The organism is Erythrobacter sp. (assembly GCF_011765465.1).
Lineage (GTDB): Bacteria > Pseudomonadota > Alphaproteobacteria > Sphingomonadales > Sphingomonadaceae > Erythrobacter.
In genome coordinates, this window is the sequence record NZ_CP050265.1 from 846,220 (window position 1) to 862,631 (window position 16,412).

The window sequence follows — 16,412 nt, forward strand, 5'->3', positions numbered from 1 at the left end:
CTGGACGCGCGCAGCATTCGCAAAGGCGCGGCCCCTTCGTGGTGCGCGGCCTTAGCCAGCAGGCGGCGCGGGCGCAAGTTCCGGGACGTGCGCTTCGGTCAGGCGGCGCGCGGCGAGGCGGGCAAGATCGATCCAGGCGCGCGGGCGTGTCATCGCGAGACAGTCGATCTGGTAGCGCGGGCGCACTTCCTCCATCCAGTCGGCCTTGTAGGGCTGGTCGCCCGTGCCGAAATCGACCGTGGAGACCCCGTCGCGGTCGATGACGTGCTCGAACAGGGCGGCCGTCAAGGTCGTTCCGGCGGAGAGGTGGCGGTGGCTTTCGAGATGGGCGAGCTTGTGGATGAAGGCCGTGCCCGCCTCGACCGTCCAGCATTGCGCCGCGACCGGCTCCTCTTCGTGCCAGGCCATGCCGAAGCGTAGCCGTCCCGCCGCTCCCTCGGCCTGGGCGAAGTCGCGCAGCATCGCAGGTTGATCCTCCTCCGGCTTCCAGCTTTCGGCGTAGATGCGTTCGTAATGCGCCCACAGGTCGGGATCGAAATGGGTCAGCACACGCGTTTCGACCTTCTTCGCCTTGCGTTTCAATGTGGTGCGCATCCGCCCCGGGCGACCCGCCCAGTATTCTGCGAAGCTGCGTCCGCGCACGTGCAGCACGTGGTTGAGATCGCACACGGTCACTTCCACACGCCACCCGGCGGCGCGAAAGGCGCGGGCGAGGCGGGAGGCCGAGCCGTCCTCCTCCGGCACGGGTGCGAGCGTCACACGGTGGCCTTTCGCCTTGAGCTGGCGCGCGATCTCGACCAGCAGGCGGTCGCCGCGCTCGCCGGGCGGGGCAAGCTGGCGCCAGGTGAAGCTGTACCAGTTGCGCAAGGGGGCGATCCGCCCGTCCTTTTCGGTCAGCGCAAGGGCGGCGCGCGTGTCGGCCTCGCCGGCGATCGCGATCAGCGGGACCAGCCCGGTCGCGGCGAGCAGTTCGTACCACTCTGCCCGGTCGAAGGGCGAGGGCGCGGGAAGACTGTGCGCGCCCGCAAGATCGCGCAGGGCGTTAACGCTATCGTGACAGGTCGATACGATCATTCTACCCAGTCCGCTCCGCCTTCTTCGAACGCTCCATCGCTCCTTCTGGAAAAGCCCGATGTCCAGCCTCTCCCAGCCCGAGACCGCCGGTAAAGCCCCTCCGTCGCCCGATCCCGCGCCGCGCCCGATCGACCATGTCGCGGTGCTGGCGGCGGAGCGGGGCAGGGGTTCGGACCCGGCGCTCGTCTTGCGCTCGGGGGTTCTAAGCCACGATGCGTTAAACTTGCGTGTTGACGATCTTGCCGCCTGGCTGGCGCGCGAAGTGCCCGAGAAGGGCGCTCGGGTGGCGACATGGGCGGCGAAGGGAGAGCTCGCCTGCCTCATGCCGCTCGCCGCGGCGCGCGCGGGGCTGGTCCACGTGCCGATCAACCCGCTTCTGAAGCGGATGCAGGTCGCCCATATCCTCGCCGACAGCGGGGCGCGGTTGCTGGTGGGCACGGGCTCACGGCTCGCTTCGCTGGAGGCGGGCGACGTGCCTGAAGGATGCGTTACGGTCGAGGAAGCCGACGCCCTGACGGCTGCGAGTGAGGCGGGGGAGGGGCCGGGCCCGTCCGATGCCGACCCGGACGATCTTGCCGCGATCCTCTACACCAGCGGTTCGACCGGGCGGCCCAAGGGGGTGATGCTGAGCCATGCGAATATGTGGCTCGGTGCGGTGTCGGTCGCGCATTACCTCAAGCTGGCGCATGATGACGTGACGCTTGCGGTGCTGCCATTGAGCTTCGACTACGGGCAGAATCAGCTTTTCTCGACCTGGCTGGCCGGGGGAAGTGTCGTGCCGCTCGACTTCCTCTTCCCGCGCGACGTGGCAAATGCTTGCGCCAAGCACGGCGTGACGACGCTGGCGGCGGTCCCGCCGCTGTGGGTGCAGCTGGCCGAGATCGACTGGAAGACGGAGGAAAGCGCCCCGCTGCGACGCCTGACCAACAGCGGGGGCGCGCTGACGGTTGAGCTTGTGCAATCGCTCCGGGGGATTTTCCCGCAAGCCGATCTCTATCCGATGTATGGACTGACCGAGGCTTTCCGGTCGACCTTCCTTGATCCGGCTTTGGTCAAAAAACATCCGACATCAATGGGTAAGGCGATACCTTTCGCAGAGATTCTGGTGATTGGCGATTCCGGCGAAGTCGCCGCTCCGGGTGAGGAGGGCGAGCTCGTCCATTGCGGGCCGCTGGTGGCGCAGGGTTACTGGCAGGACCCCGAGCGAACCGCCGAACGCTTCCGGCCAGCGCCTGCCGCCTCGCGTTATGGCGGGACCGCGGTGTGGTCGGGCGACCGGGTTCGACGCGATTCCGAAGGGTTGCTGCATTTCGTCGCGAGGCGCGATGCGATGATCAAGAGCGCGGGCAACCGCATCTCCCCGCAGGAGGTGGAGGAGGCCGCGCTCGCGACCGGCCTTGCAACCGAGGCGGTGGCATTGGGCGTGCCGGATCCCCGGCTCGGGCAGGCGGTCCACCTGGTCGTGCGCGGGCCGGGCGATGCCGATGCGCTCGCCAAGGCGCTCAAGACTGCGCTGCCCAATTTCATGCAGCCCGCCGTCATTCACTGGCGCGAAGCCCTGCCGCTCAATCCCAATGGCAAGATCGACCGCACCGCGCTCGCCGCCGAACTCAAGGACACCGCCGCATGAAGCCCGTCGGCCCGATCCCCCCCGGCTACGAGACGCTGGACGGCGAACTCGCCATTTCCGGCCGCACGGCGAGCGCGCTGGTCGACGGAGCGGGCGGCACTCCGCTGTTCGTCTATTCGCGCGCGCTCCTGAGCAAGCGCGTCGCCGACCTGCGCAAAGCCCTGCCGGAGCGGATCGGGGTCAATTACGCGGTCAAGGCCAACCCCATGGCCGAGGTCGTCGCCCACATGGAGCCGCTGGTGGACGGTTTCGACATCGCCTCCTCGGGCGAACTCGCGATCCTTCAGCGCGTGGGCATCGACCCGGCCCGCATCAGCTTCGCCGGGCCGGGCAAGCGCGACGACGAACTCGAAGCCGCGATCGCCGCCGGGGTCACGCTCAATTGCGAATCCGCCGGCGAGGCGGCGCGGTCGCTCGCGATCGGCGAGCGGCTCGGCAAGGCACCGCGCATCGCGATCCGGGTCAATCCCAGTTTCGAGCTCAAGGGCTCGGGCATGAAGATGGGCGGCGGGGCCAAGCAGTTCGGGGTCGATGCGGAGAAAGTGCCCGCATTGGCCCGCAACGTCATCGGCGAAGGAGCCGAATGGCGCGGCCTCCATATCTTCACCGGCAGCCAGGCGCTGAGCGCAGAAGCCATCGCAGAAACGCAGGGCAACGTCTTGAAACTGGCTGCGGAACTTGCCGAGGAGATCGGCCACGGTCTGCCCAAGCTCAACATGGGCGGCGGTTTCGGCATACCCTATTTCCCCGGCGACGAACCGCTCGACCTCGTCGCCGTGGGCGCGGCGCTCGCGGAGCGGGTCGCGCACCTGCCGCCGGTGCTCGCCGAAACCGAACTCTGCCTTGAACTCGGGCGCTATCTCGCGGGCGAGGCGGGGGTCTACCTGTGCCGCGTCATCGACCGCAAGGAGAGTCACGGCGTGACCTATCTCGTCACCGATGGCGGACTCCACCACCAGCTTGCCGCCTCTGGCAATTTCGGGACCGTGGTGCGGCGCAATTACCCTTCGGCCATCGCAACCCGCTATGGCGAGGAACCGGTGGAGGAGGTCAACATCGTCGGCTGCCTTTGCACCCCGCTCGACCGGCTCGCCGACCAGGCGATGATGCCGCGCGCGGATGTCGGCGACATCGTCGCGGTGTTCTGCGCCGGGGCGTATGGCGCGACCGCTTCGCCGAGCGCCTTCCTCGGCCACGGTCCGGCACGCGAACTGGTGGTCTGACGCACCGCCCGACAGCCGCGCGTTAACCTGCCGCAGATCCCTGTCCCAAGGCGGGATAGGCCCGCAATTGCGGGCTTATTCCTAACATTCTGTTCACCATTTTCGGGCACACGCAGCAGTGCAACTCGCGAGGGCCGGATGGTGCAGGTCGCTCCTGCACGGATCGTGCGGCCCGTCGCAGTCACGGCCCGAGGACCAGTATCGATGTTTTCCAACCCGCTCTTTTCTGTTCCGCCCCAGGCTCGGCTCGCGCGGCCCATCGGCCTCATCGGCGTGTCGCTGGCCCTCGCCGCTTGCGCCGGGACCGGCCCGGAACTGCCGCCCGCGACCTACACCGCCGCGGCCGAACAGCCTTCGGAGGAATACCGCATCGGCCCGCTCGACGACATCACCATCCACGTCTGGCGCAACCCGGAATTGAGCGCGGAGAAGGTCAAGGTCCGCCCCGACGGGCGGCTGACCATCCCGCTGGTGCAGGACATCCCGGCGGTCGGCAAGACCGCGACCGAACTACAGGATTACATCGCGGGCGAACTCGCCCAGTATATCGAGCAGCCGATCGTTTCGGTGATCGTCAACACGCCCGGCGGAACCTACGACCAGCGGGTGCGCGTCGTCGGCTCGACCGAACAGCCCGCTTCGCTTCCCTACCAGGCCAACATGACCGTGCTCGATGCGATGATCGCCGTCGGGGGCCTCGGCGAATTCGCCAGCGGCAACCGCGCCAAGCTGATCCGGCTCGACCGCGAAAGCGGCACGCAGAAGGAATACCGCCTGCGCCTCGCCGACCTGCTCAAGCGCGGCGATGCGAGCGCCAATGTGATGCTGCGGCCGGGCGATACGATCATCATTCCGGAGAGCCGCTTCTAACGGGGCGCCGGGCGAATGGACGAACTTTTCGACGAGGTGCGCGCGGCGCTGTGGTCGGTCTGGCACCGGCGCTGGATCGCGATCGCGGTTGCCTGGGGGGTGTGTCTGCTGGGCTGGCTCGTCGTTGCGCTGATTCCCAATTCCTACGAATCCAAGGCGCGGATCTACGTCGATGTCGAGGATGTCCTGTCCGAACAGCTCGGCATCGCGGGCGACGGTCGCGAGGAAATCATGCGGGTGCGCCAGACGCTCGCCAGCAATGTGAATCTCGAACGGGTAATCAAAGGCACGCGGCTCGGCGAAGGGATTTCGACCCGGGGCGAGATGGACAACGCGATTGCCGACCTGTCGAAACGGGTCGCTGTGCAGAGCGAGGAGGACAACCTCTTCGCTATCACCGCGACGGTCGGCAAGAGCGACCTTTCCGACGCCGAGAACGCGGTGCTGGCGCGCAATGTCGTGCAGAAGCTGCTCGACATCTTCCGCGAGGAACACATTGCTGGCAACCGGGCGGGGATCGACCAGGCGCTGGCCGAACTCGATTCCCAGCTCGAGGAACGCAAGGCCGAACTCGAGGCGGCGGAGGAGCGCCGCCTGTCCTTCGAGGCGCAGTATCCCGAACTCATCGGCGGCTCGCAGACTCTGTCGAGCAAGGTCCAGCAGGCGCGCACCGAATTGCGCGACGTCGAGGCCGATCTCGCCGCCGCGCAGAGTGCGCTGGCCGCGATCGAAGGGCAGATCTCCGGCACGCCGCGCACCATCGTCACGCCCGGAGCGGCGACGGGGCCGCGCGGGGCGCTGATGCAGGCGCAGGCGCAGCTCGCCGAATTGCGCTCGCGCGGGCTGACCGACGAACATCCCGACGTGGTGGCGACGAAGCGCCAGGTAGATCTCCTCGCCAGGGCGGCGGCTGCGAGCGGGGCCGAGGACGCGGGCGGCACGCCGAACCCGGCCTATACCTCGCTCATCGCGATCCGTGCAGACCGGCAGGCGGCGGTCGAATCGCTCCAGGCGCGCCGCGCGGCGCTGCAATCGACTCTCGCCGGGCTGATGGCGAGCCAGGCCAGCGAGCCGGCGATCGCGGCCGAGGCGAACCGCATCAGCCGCGACTACGACGTGCTGCGCAAGAATTATGAGGATCTTCTCCAGAACCGCGAGGAAATCCGCACCCGCGGCGACGTGGTGGACGAGACGAGCCAGTACAAGTTCGACCTGATCGACCCGCCGGTCGTGCCCCAGAAGCCCGCCGCGCCCAATCGCCCCGTGCTGCTGCTGGGCGTGCTGGTCGTCGGTCTCGGCGCGGGCGCGGGGGTGGCCTGGGCGCTCGGCCAGCTGCGCTCGGGCTTCGCCACGCCGCAGAAGCTCGAACGTGCTTTCGACCTGCCGGTGGTGGGCGCGATCTCGCTGACCCTTTCGGATGCCGCGAAGGCGCTGGAACGACGCAGGCTCAAGCAATTCGCCGGCGCCTGCGCGGGGCTCGGCGCGATATTCGTGATCCTGCTCGCGATCGAGGTCGTCTCGGTCGGGACGGTGGCGTGAGGAGGAGCGGATGACCGAACATCGCAGGATCACGCCTCCTTCGGGCGAGCCTGAGGGCCGCAAGCGGCGCTCGCTGATCGAGCGGGCGGGGGATGTCTTCGGGACCGACCGGCTCGGCCCGTTCGCGGTTCCGCGCGACCTGCCGGAGCCGCGGCGACCCGTTGCCGACCCTGCACCACCCGAGCAGCCCGCACGGGCCCCTGCGGGCGACCTCGGCCCGGCCGCGCCACCGCCGCGCGTCGAACCTGCGGTTGCGCTCGCCGGCCCGCGCCAGTCGGTCGACCGCGAGCGGCTGCGCGACGAAGGTCTCATCGTTCCCGAGGAACCGGTGACCGGCCAGCTCGAGGAATTTCGTATCGTCAAGCGCGAGCTGCTTGCCGAAGCGCGCGGGGCGGACGATCCGCTGGCGCGGCGGATCCTCGTGTGCTCGCCTCATCCGGGCGAGGGCAAGACCTATTGCGCGGCCAATCTCGCCATTGCCATGGCCGCGACCCGTGACATCGAGGTCGTGCTGGTCGATGCCGACACGGTCAAGCCGTCTGTCACCCAGCGGTTCGGGATCGAGGGCGGGCCGGGGCTCTTGGACGTGCTCGCCGATCCCGCGATCCGTCCCGAAAGCTGCGTGATCCGCACCGATATCGAAGGGCTCTTCGTCCTCCCTTCAGGCAGCGCCACTTCGCGCGATTCCGAATATCTCGCGAGCGCGCGGACCGGCGAAGTGCTCGACCGCCTGACCCGCGGCGCGCCCAATCGCATCCTCATCTTCGACACGCCCCCCGCGCTCGCCGCCTCGCCCGCGGCCGAGCTCGCGCGCCATGTCGGACAGGCGCTGCTGGTGGTGCGCGCCGATGAAACCAGCCGCGCCGCGCTCGAAGATGCACGCCAGCTGCTTTCGGCCTGCCCGGACATCAAGCTGCTGCTCAACGCCGCGCGCTACAGCCCTTCAGGCCGACGCTTCGGCGATTACGGGAAAGCGAGGGACTAGGCTCATGCGCCCGATGCTTCTCGCCCTTTCTGTCCTTACCGGCCTGGCCGCCGCTGCCCCGGCCCATGCCCAGGACAACCGCCAGGACACGGCCGACGGGCGCACTTTCGTGCGGCCCTATATCGAAGTCGGCCAGGTCCTTTCGGCCGAGCTGTCGCCGGGCGACGACGTACTCACATTCACTCAGGTCGCCGCTGGGGTCGATGCCAACCGGCAGGGCCGCAATTCGGGCGTCTCGGTATCCCTGCGCTACGAACGCAACATAGCCTGGGGCGACGACCAGGTCGACACCGAAACGCTGAGCGGGGTCGCGCGCGGCTATCTTTCGCTCGTCCCGCGCGCGCTGACGTTCGAGGCGGGCGGGCTCGCGAGCCGCACGCGGGTTGACGGCGGCGGGGGCGTCTCCAGCAACCCGCTGGTGCGCGAGGACGCGGAAAGCCAGATCTATTCGATCTATGCCGGGCCGACGCTCGCCACCAATGTCGGAGCGGTCGCCATCAACGGCTTCGCGCGGGTCGGCTACAACCGTTTCGAGACCGAGAACGCGGTGTTCGACAACGCTGGCAATGCCATCGACGTGTTCGACGACAGCGTGACCTATAACGGCCGCGTGACCGCCTCGACCCGCTCGGGCGAACCGCTTCCGGTCGGGCTCGCAGTGACGGGCGGGATCTTTCAGGAGGAGATCTCCAATCTCGACCAGCGCGTGCGCGATGCCTTCGTGCGCGCCGATGTCACCGTGCCGCTTACCCCCTCGCTCGCGCTGGTGGGCGGCGTGGGTTACGAGGACGTGGAAATTTCCAGCCGCGACGCGCTGCGCGATGCGAACGGCGATCCGGTGATCGGAGCGGACGGGCGGCTCGTGACCGACACGGCAAGCCCGCGGCTTATCGCATTCGATGTAGACGGCCTGCTTTGGGACGTCGGCGTTCTGTGGCGCCCGAGTTCGCGCACCTCGCTTGAAGCGCGGGTCGGAGAGCGTTACGACTCAACGACTTACTACGGAAACTTCACCTATCGTCCGAATACCCGCAGCGCGCTGGCCATTGTCGCTTATGACGGGGTGAGCGGCTTCGGCGGGGTGCTGAACAACGCGCTCGCCGGCCTGTCGAGCGACTTCACCGCTTTCCGCAATCCCGTCACCGGCGATTTCGGCGGCCTCGTGAGCGGCGGCGAAGGTCTCGGCACGATCGGCGCGCTCGGCTCGGTCCGCTCGGCGGCTTTCCGCGGCCGGGGTGTGCGGGCGAGCTACCAGCGCACCATCGGCAGGCTCAATGCCGCGATCGGCGCGGGATACGACCGGCGCACCTTCATCGCTGCGGCCGGAACGCCGCTCGAAGCGGCGGACGGCCTGACGGACGAAAGCTATTACATCACCGGCGCGCTCTCGCGACAGGTGGGCCAGCGCGCGATCGTCACCGCCAATGCCTATGTCAACTGGTTCGAAAGCGCGACCGACGGGGGCGATGTGACCGCCTTCGGCGCTTCGGCCTCCTATAACCGCTCGCTGACCCAGCGCCTGTCCGCCCGTGCCGCGCTGTCGGTCGATTATTTCGACAGCGAGTTCACCGCCGAGGACTTCGCCTTCGCCACGGCGCTGCTCGGCCTGCGCTACGATTTCTGACCCGGAGCCACGCTTATGTACGAGGAATTCTACGGCTTCAGCGCCCGCCCCTTCCAGCTCACGCCGGACCCGCAGTTCTGGTTCGAGAGCGTCACGCACAAGAAGGCGATGAGCTATCTCGGCTATGGTCTTGGCCAGGGCGAAGGCTTCATCGTCATCACCGGCGAAGTCGGCGCGGGCAAGTCCACGCTGGTCGCGCACCTCATGGAACGGATCGACCCCGAGGCGCTCACCGTCGCGCAGGTGGTCACCTCGTCGCTCGACGGAGAGGAGATCGTTCACGTTGTCGCACAAGCTTTCGGCCTTGCGGTCGAAGGGCATGACAAGGCCGCCGCGCTCGGCGCGATCGAGCGCTTTCTGCAGGACGAGGCGCGCGCCGGGCGGCGCTGCCTGCTGGTGGTCGACGAATGCCAGAACCTCGCGCTCGAAGCGCTCGAGGAACTGCGGATGCTGTCGAATTTCCAGCTCGGCTCGCATCCGCTGCTGCAGAGCCTGCTGCTCGGCCAGCCCGAATTCCGCCGCACGCTTGCCCATCACCCCGGGCTAGATCAGCTGCGCCAGCGGATCATCGCCTCGCATCACCTCGCGCCGCTGGGCGAGGACGAGATCGAAGCCTATGTCACGCACCGCCTCATGCAGGTCGGATGGGACGCCCGCCCGGCGCTGGGCGAGGGGCTGGTGGAGAAACTCTACATCGCCTCCGAGGGAATCCCGCGGCGGGTTAACCGGCTGATGAACCGCCTCCTGCTGCTCGGCGCGATCGAGGAAGAGGAAGCGCTCACTCCCGCCATGCTCGAAGCCGTGGTCGAGGAGATGGCGGGCGATGAAGCCGAAGGATCGCAGGCCGAAGCGCCGAAGCCTGCGCGCTCGCACGCTCAGCCCGCCGAGCCGCAGGAAGCGGGCTCGGTCCCTCCGGAAGAGGTCGCCGCGCTTCTTGCGCAGCGCGATGCCCGCACTGCCGAGCTCGAAGCGGCGATCCTCGAATTGCAGGCTGCCGGGGCTTCGACCGGCGGGGATGATGCTCCGCGCGCGCTCGACCCGGAGATTGCCGAAACGATCCGCAAGCTCGAAGCGCGGCTCGAGGAGCAGGAGCAGTCGCTGCGCCACGTGCTGACAATGCTGATCGAATGGTTCGAGGACGACGCCGCGCGGGAGGCGGCCTGACCGTGTCCGCCGCGCTCGCCTCGCCCATGCCTGCCAACGGCCTGTCGGTCGATGTCGAGGAGTGGTTCCAGGTCGGCGCGTTCGAGCGCGTGATCGGGCGCGGCGAGTGGGACGGGATCGCGAGCCGGGTCGAGGGCAATGTCGACTTCCTTATCGACCTGTTCGCCGCAGCCGGGGTCCACGCGACATTCTTCACGCTGGGCTGGGTGGCGGAGCGGCAACCGGCGCTGATGCGGCGCATCATCGATGCGGGACACGAGATTGCCAGCCACGGCTATGACCACGCGCGCGTCTTCACCCTTTCGCGCCGCGCCTTCGCCGAGGACATCGCAAGGGCGCGCCGCATCATCGAGGATGCTGCGGGCGTGGCTGTGAAGGGCTACCGCGCGCCGAGCTTTTCGATCGATGCGCGCAATCCATGGGCCTTTGAGGAACTGGCGGCGCAGGGCTATGCTTATTCCTCCAGCGTCGCGCCGGTGGTGCACGACCATTACGGTTGGCCCGAAGCGCCGCGCTTCGCCTTTCGTCCGGTTGCGGGCTCCGACCTCGTCGAGCTGCCGGTGACCACCGCCATGCTCGGCCGCCGGCGGGTCGCGGCGGGCGGAGGCGGGTTCTTCCGCGTCCTGCCCTATGGCTTTTCACGCTGGGCGATCCGGCAGGTCAACCGCGTCGATGAACGCCCGGCGATGTTCTATTTCCACCCCTGGGAGATCGATCCCGGCCAGCCGCGCGTGGGCAACGCCCCGCTGCGCTCGCGCCTGAGGCATTACACCGGGCTCGAGGCGATGGCGGGCAAGCTGCGCCGCCTGCTGGGCGATTTCGCCTGGGGGAGGGTCGATGCGGTGGCGGAGCGCGAGGTGCTGCGGGCGGAAGACTGGCCGGTGGCATCCCCGCCCGCAAGGCAGGCCGCATGAACGCGCCCGTTCGCCTGTCCGAGACCGTGCGCGCGGTCGACCTGCACGATCCCGGCGAGGTGCGCCGGATCGAGGCTTTCGTGCGCGAACGCGGCGCGAGCCTGTTCCACCGTCCGGCCTGGCTGCTCGGGGTCGAAGCGGGGACGGGCCAGCGCGCGGGCGGCTTCTTCGCTCAGCGCATGGGAACGATCACAGGCTGGCTCCCGCTCACCGAAGTGCGCTCGGCCCTGTTCGGCAAGGCGCTCGTCTCGAGCGGCTTCGGCGTCGGCGGCGGGATCTGCGCGGAAAGCGAGGCGGCGGTGGATGCGCTCGCCGCCGCGGCCGAGCGCGCTGCCGAAACGCGCGGCTTCGCCAGTGTCGAACTGCGCGGGACGCCCATTCCCCCCCGCGAAGGCTGGCGGCAATGGGACGACCGGCATTGCGGGTTCGAACGGGCGCTTGCCGCCGACGACGAGGCGGAACTCCTCGCCATCCCGCGCAAGGCCCGCGCCGAGGTGCGCAAGGGGCTCGCGAACCAGCTCCCGGTACGCGTCGGGCGCGGGCGAGACGACCTGGCCGCGCATTATGCGGTCTATTCGCAAAGCGTGCGAAATCTCGGCACGCCCGTCTTCCCGAAAAAGCTCTTCGCCGCGATGCTCGCCGCCTTTCCGGATGAGGCCGACATCCTCACCGTCTTCGCAGACGGTGCGCCGATCGCGAGCGTCCTTTCCTTCTATCACGACGGTGCGGTCATGCCCTTCTGGGGCGGCGGCACGCAGGCCGCGCGAGGGGCTCGGGCGAACGAGCTGATGTACTACGAGCTCATGCTGCACGCCCGCAAGCGCGGCATGGAGCGGTTCGATTTCGGGCGCTCCAAGACCGGCAGCGGGCCGTGGAAGTTCAAGAAGAACTGGGGCTTCACGCCGCAGCCGCTGACCTATGGCGAATGGAGCGCGCCGGGCCGCCGCCCCCGCGACATCGACCCGACCAGCGCGGCCTATTCGCGCCGGATCGAGCTGTGGAAGAAGCTTCCGCTACCGCTCGCCAACCTCATCGGTCCGCCGATCGCGCGCGGGCTCGCCTGAGCCTTGGCGGAGGGCCGCATGGGCGACATCCTGTTCCTTGCGCACCGCGTGCCGTTCCCGCCCGACCGCGGGGACAAGATCCGCTCGCACCACCTGCTGCGCAAGCTCGCGCAGCTCGCCCCGGTCCATGTCGGCACGCTTACCGAAAGCGCCGCCGACCGCGCGGGCGAGGGCGCACTCGCGGCGCTGGCGGCAAGCCATTTCGCGCCTACGCGCGCCAAACCGCTCGCCCTTGCCGGGGTCGAGGCGGTGCTTTCCGGCAAGCCCGTCAGCCTTACCGCCTTTCATTCCGCCGCGCTCGACAACTGGGTGCGGCGCACGATTGCCGAGCGGAAGATCGACACGATCGTCGTCTTCTCGGGCCAGATGGGGCAATACGTGCCGGACGATTTCGCAGGGCGCGTGGTGATCGACCTGTGCGATGTCGACAGCGCCAAGTTCGCGAATTACGCCGAGGCCGGCCAGCGCGTCTGGCTCAACCGCCGCGAAGCGCGCCTGCTTGCGTGCGAAGAGGAACGGCTCGCTGCGCGCGCCGATGCGACGATCCTAATCAGCGAGCCGGAGGCAAACCTGCTGCGCGCCCGGCTGCCCGCGCCGGTGGCGGACAAGGTTCGGGTGATCGGCAACGGGATTGACGCTGCCCGCTTCGATCCCGCCGCCTGCGCTGCACACCTGGGTATCGTCGCGCGCGAGGGGCCGCATATCGTCTTCACCGGGCAGATGGATTACCCGCCCAACGAAAAGGCCGCGAGTTTTGCCGCGCGCGCGTTCCTCCCGCGCCTGCGCCGGGCCTTGCCGAAGGCCGAACTCCACGTCGTCGGTCGCAGCCCGACCCGCGCTGTGGAGGCGCTGGGCGAATGCGAAGGCGTGAGCGTTTGGGGCGAGGTACCCGACATCCGTCCCTTCCTTGCCGCCGCCGACTGCGTCATCGTCCCGCTCGAAATTGCGCGCGGAGTGCAGAACAAGGTGCTCGAAGCGATGGCGATGGCGCGGCCCGTCCTGCTTTCGCCCCAGGCTGCGACCGGTATTGCGGCCCGCTCCGGCGAACACTGGCTGGTGAGCGCGCTCGACGGCGAGGCCATGGCCGGGGCGGCCTGCGACCTCATCGCCGATGCCCCCCGCGCGGCGGCGATGGGGCAGGCGGCGCGGCGCTTCGTGATCGATCACCACGGTTGGGAGGCGATGCTCGCACCGCTGGATGCGCTTGTCGGTCGATATGCCGGAAAGGCGCGCGATGCCGCCTGAGGCCGTCACCTTCACAGGCGCCGATCGCCGCACGCTCGAGGGCGGTTGGCGGGCTGCACTGACTCGGCTCGGCCTCGCTGCCGCGGCGCTTGCCTGCGTGAGCGCGCGCGAATGGGGCGAGATGCTGCACCAGTGGTGGAACATCGACACCTATAATCACATCCTCATCGTGCCCTTCATCCTCGCCTGGCTGGTCGGACTGAAGCGTGAGGCGCTCGCCGAGGTCGAGCCTCGTGCGTGGTGGCCGGGCGTGATGCTGGTCGGCGCGGCGCTCGCGCTGTGGGGTACAGGGCGCGCGAGCGGGATCAACCTCATCGCCCATGCGGGGGCGGTCGGGGCGCTGCAGGGCGCGGCGGTCGCACTGCTCGGCCCGCGGATTGCCGCGCTGCTCGCCCTGCCATTGGGCTTCGCGGTGTTTCTCGTGCCCTTTGGCGACGAGCTCATTCCCGCGCTTCAGGTCGTCACCGCCGAAATCGCCGCTGCGCTCACCCGCATGAGCGGCATCCCGGCCGAGCTCGACGGGCTCCATATCCTGACACCCTTTGCCCTCTTCATCGTCGCAGAAGCCTGTTCGGGCGTGAAGTTCCTCGCCGCCACCCTCGCTCTCGGCGTGCTGGTCGGCTTCACCCGCTTCGCCTCGTGGCGGCGGCGCGCGATGCTCCTGGGGGCCTGCATCGTCGTCCCGATCCTCGCCAACGGGGTGCGGGCGTGGGGGACGATCATGGTCGCGCGCAGCTTCGGCATCGAGGCCGCCGAGGGCTTCGATCACATCGTCTATGGCTGGGTGTTCTTCGCGCTTGTCACCGCCGGCCTGCTTGCCGCCGCCTGGCCGTTCTTCGAGCGCGAGCCGGAAGAGCATAGCTGGGGCTTGGCGCAGCTCGAAGGATCGCCGGTCCTAACCCGCTTTGAAAGGGGAGAAGGGCAGCGGCGCGGGGTCTTCGCCGCCATTCTCGGCCTCTCGCTCCTCGCCGCGATTGTCGCGCTCGCCCCGTTGGGCTAGCCCCAGCGCCCATGTGCGGGATTGCCGGAATCTTCCATGCCGAAACGCCCAAACCGGTCGATCCCGCGCGGGTCGAGCGGATGTGCGAGGCGCTGGTCCATCGCGGACCAGACGGGGCAGGCGTGTGGACCGCGCCGGGCGTCGGGCTCGGCCACCGCCGCCTGTCGGTGATCGACCTCGAAGGCTCGCCCCAGCCGATGCATTCGACCGACGGGCGCTGCGTCATCGTGTTCAACGGCGAGATCTACAATTTCCGGCAATTGCGCCGAGAACTCGAAGCGGCGGGCGCGCGGTTCCGGACTTCCGGCGATACCGAGGTGATCCTCGCCGCTTATCAGCGCTGGGGGTTGGATTGCCTCGAGCGGCTCGACGGGATGTTCGCCTTCGCGCTCTACGACCTCGACAGGCGTGCGCTGCTGCTCGCCCGCGACCGGTTCGGGGTGAAGCCGCTTTTCCTCGCTCGGCTTTCCGACGGTAGCCTCGCTTTCGCCTCCGAGCTCAAGGGCCTGCTCGCCCATCCGCTGCTGCGGCGGCGGGTCGATCCCAAGGCGCTCGATGCCTACCTTGCCTGGGGCTACGTGCCCGACAGCCACGCGATCCTTGCCGGAACGCGCAAGCTGCCCGCGGGGCATTTCCTGTGGGCCGAGCACGGCAAGCCGCTGCCCGAGCCGCGCCGGTGGTGGGACATCGATTTTTCGCAGCGCGCGCACGGGAGCGAAGCGGACCTTTCGGCCGAGCTCCTCCACCTCATGCGGGAGGCGGTGCAGTCGCGCATGGTCGCCGATGTCCCGCTCGGCGCCTTCCTCTCGGGCGGGGTCGACAGCTCCAGCGTCGTGGCGCTGATGAGCGAGGCGAGCGCCGCGCCCGTGCGAACCTGCTCGATCGGCTTCGATGTCGAGAGCCTCGATGAAACGAGCCATGCCGAAGTGGTGGCGCAGCGCTTCGGGACCGATCACACCGCTCGCCGCGTCGGGCACGGCGATTTTGCGGCGGTGGACGAGCTCGCGGCGATGTTTGACGAGCCTTTCGCCGATGCCTCGGCGCTTCCAACATGGCACGTCTGCCGCCTTGCGCGCGAGCAGGTGACGGTTGCGCTGTCTGGCGACGGGGCGGACGAGGCGTTCGCGGGCTATCGCCGGCAGGTCTTTCACCGCCAAGAGGAGCGCGTGCGTTCGCTCCTTCCGGCGGGCCTGCGCGCGCCCCTGTTCGGTGGGCTCGGGCGGGCCTGGCCCAAGGCGGACTGGGCTCCGCGCCCCCTGCGGGCCAAGGCGACACTGCTGGCTCTCGCGGCGAGCGGCGAGGAAGGCTATTCGCGCGGCCTGTCGGCGACCACGGCGGAGCAGCGCGCTGCGCTTTATTCGCCAGAACTCGCGCGCGATCTTGCGGGCTTCCGAGCCGAAGACGAAGTCGTGGACCTTATGCGCACGGCCCCGGCGCGAAGCGGGCTCGACCGGGCGCAATACGCCGATCTCGCCTTCTGGCTGCCGGGCGACATCCTGACCAAGATCGACCGCACCAGCATGGCTGTCAGCCTCGAGGCGCGCGAGCCGCTGCTCGATCACCGGCTCGTCGAATTCGCCGCGCGCCTGCCCGAAAGAATGCGCGTGCGGCGTGGGACGGGCAAATACCTGCTCAAGCGCTGCATGGAACGCTACCTGCCCTCCGACATACTTTATCGGCCCAAGCAGGGCTTCGTCACGCCGATCGCCGAATGGCTGCGCGGGCCGCTCGCCGGTGAAGCGCGGGCGATCGCGGCAAGCCCGGTGATCGCCGAAAGCGGCTTCTTCGACGGTAGCGCACTCGCGCGGCTCGCCGAGGCGCATATTGCCGGGCGCGCCGACAATTCGAGGCTCCTGTGGCAATTGCTCATGCTCGAGAAGTCGCTGACAAGACTCGGCATTTCCGGCTGAAACGAACGGGTTTCTTCGGCAAGAATGTGAGTCCTTTGGGCAACGCCCGCCCCATTTCGGGACTCGCAAATGTGACTTGGTAAATATTTGATTGCCAAGCGACTCCTGCCTCGCTTAGATTCAGCGCAACAGAGCCAAAGGGCCGTGAAGCCGATCCGGCGGGCACCCTG

General features: G+C 68.6%; 13 protein-coding genes. 12 read left to right on the forward strand and 1 reads right to left on the reverse strand.

All coding sequences use genetic code 11. The features are described 5' to 3' along the window. Positions 1 to 51 precede the first annotated feature (51 nt). A complete protein-coding gene (locus G9473_RS04115; RefSeq protein ID WP_291136281.1) occupies positions 52 to 1,074 on the reverse strand; it encodes a GNAT family N-acetyltransferase in 1,023 nt (340 codons plus the stop codon). A gap of 58 nt (positions 1,075 to 1,132) precedes the next feature. Between G9473_RS04115 and G9473_RS04120 the strand changes: the two genes are divergently transcribed. The 12 genes from G9473_RS04120 (at position 1,133) to G9473_RS04175 (ending at position 16,242) form a co-directional block, all read left to right on the forward strand. Continuing rightward, complete coding sequence (locus G9473_RS04120) at positions 1,133 to 2,704, forward strand: acyl-CoA ligase (AMP-forming), exosortase A system-associated (protein WP_291136283.1); 1,572 nt, start codon at positions 1,133 to 1,135, stop codon at positions 2,702 to 2,704. Next, positions 2,701 to 3,927, forward strand: a complete 1,227-nt coding sequence (locus G9473_RS04125; RefSeq protein WP_291136285.1) for a pyridoxal-dependent decarboxylase, exosortase A system-associated — start codon at positions 2,701 to 2,703, stop codon at positions 3,925 to 3,927. Before G9473_RS04120 ends, G9473_RS04125 begins: the two co-directional genes overlap by 4 nt. 204 nt (positions 3,928 to 4,131) lie before the next feature. After that, positions 4,132 to 4,797, forward strand: a complete 666-nt coding sequence (locus G9473_RS04130) for an XrtA/PEP-CTERM system exopolysaccharide export protein (RefSeq protein ID WP_291136287.1) — start codon at positions 4,132 to 4,134, stop codon at positions 4,795 to 4,797. 15 nt (positions 4,798 to 4,812) lie between these two features. Next, positions 4,813 to 6,336, forward strand: coding sequence for an XrtA system polysaccharide chain length determinant (locus G9473_RS04135; protein ID WP_291136289.1), 1,524 nt, complete (start codon positions 4,813 to 4,815; stop codon positions 6,334 to 6,336). A 10-nt stretch (positions 6,337 to 6,346) separates the two neighbouring features. Beyond that, entirely contained in the window at positions 6,347 to 7,321 is a 975-nt protein-coding gene (locus tag G9473_RS04140; protein ID WP_291136291.1) for an AAA family ATPase, read from the forward strand. Between the two features lie 4 nt (positions 7,322 to 7,325). Further along, positions 7,326 to 8,945 (forward strand): preprotein translocase subunit YajC, encoded by a 1,620-nt coding sequence (locus G9473_RS04145; protein ID WP_291136293.1) that lies wholly within the window; start codon positions 7,326 to 7,328, stop codon positions 8,943 to 8,945. Positions 8,946 to 8,960: 15 nt separating this feature from the next. Further along, a complete protein-coding gene (locus G9473_RS04150) occupies positions 8,961 to 10,109 on the forward strand; it encodes an XrtA/PEP-CTERM system-associated ATPase (protein ID WP_291136295.1) in 1,149 nt (382 codons plus the stop codon). 26 nt (positions 10,110 to 10,135) lie between these two features. Further along, positions 10,136 to 11,023: an XrtA system polysaccharide deacetylase gene (locus G9473_RS04155; RefSeq protein ID WP_291138217.1), complete on the forward strand. Its 888-nt coding sequence runs from the start codon at positions 10,136 to 10,138 to the stop codon at positions 11,021 to 11,023. Further along, complete coding sequence (locus G9473_RS04160) at positions 11,020 to 12,087, forward strand: FemAB family XrtA/PEP-CTERM system-associated protein (protein WP_291136297.1); 1,068 nt, start codon at positions 11,020 to 11,022, stop codon at positions 12,085 to 12,087. Before G9473_RS04155 ends, G9473_RS04160 begins: the two co-directional genes overlap by 4 nt. 18 nt (positions 12,088 to 12,105) lie before the next feature. Further along, complete coding sequence (locus tag G9473_RS04165; protein ID WP_291136299.1) at positions 12,106 to 13,332, forward strand: TIGR03087 family PEP-CTERM/XrtA system glycosyltransferase; 1,227 nt, start codon at positions 12,106 to 12,108, stop codon at positions 13,330 to 13,332. Next, a complete protein-coding gene (gene xrtA / locus G9473_RS04170) occupies positions 13,322 to 14,332 on the forward strand; it encodes an exosortase A (protein WP_291136301.1) in 1,011 nt (336 codons plus the stop codon). The genes G9473_RS04165 and xrtA overlap by 11 nt, the downstream gene beginning before the upstream one ends. 11 nt (positions 14,333 to 14,343) lie before the next feature. Beyond that, positions 14,344 to 16,242 (forward strand): XrtA/PEP-CTERM system amidotransferase, encoded by a 1,899-nt coding sequence (locus tag G9473_RS04175; RefSeq protein ID WP_291136303.1) that lies wholly within the window; start codon positions 14,344 to 14,346, stop codon positions 16,240 to 16,242. The last annotated feature ends 170 nt before the right edge of the window (positions 16,243 to 16,412 follow it).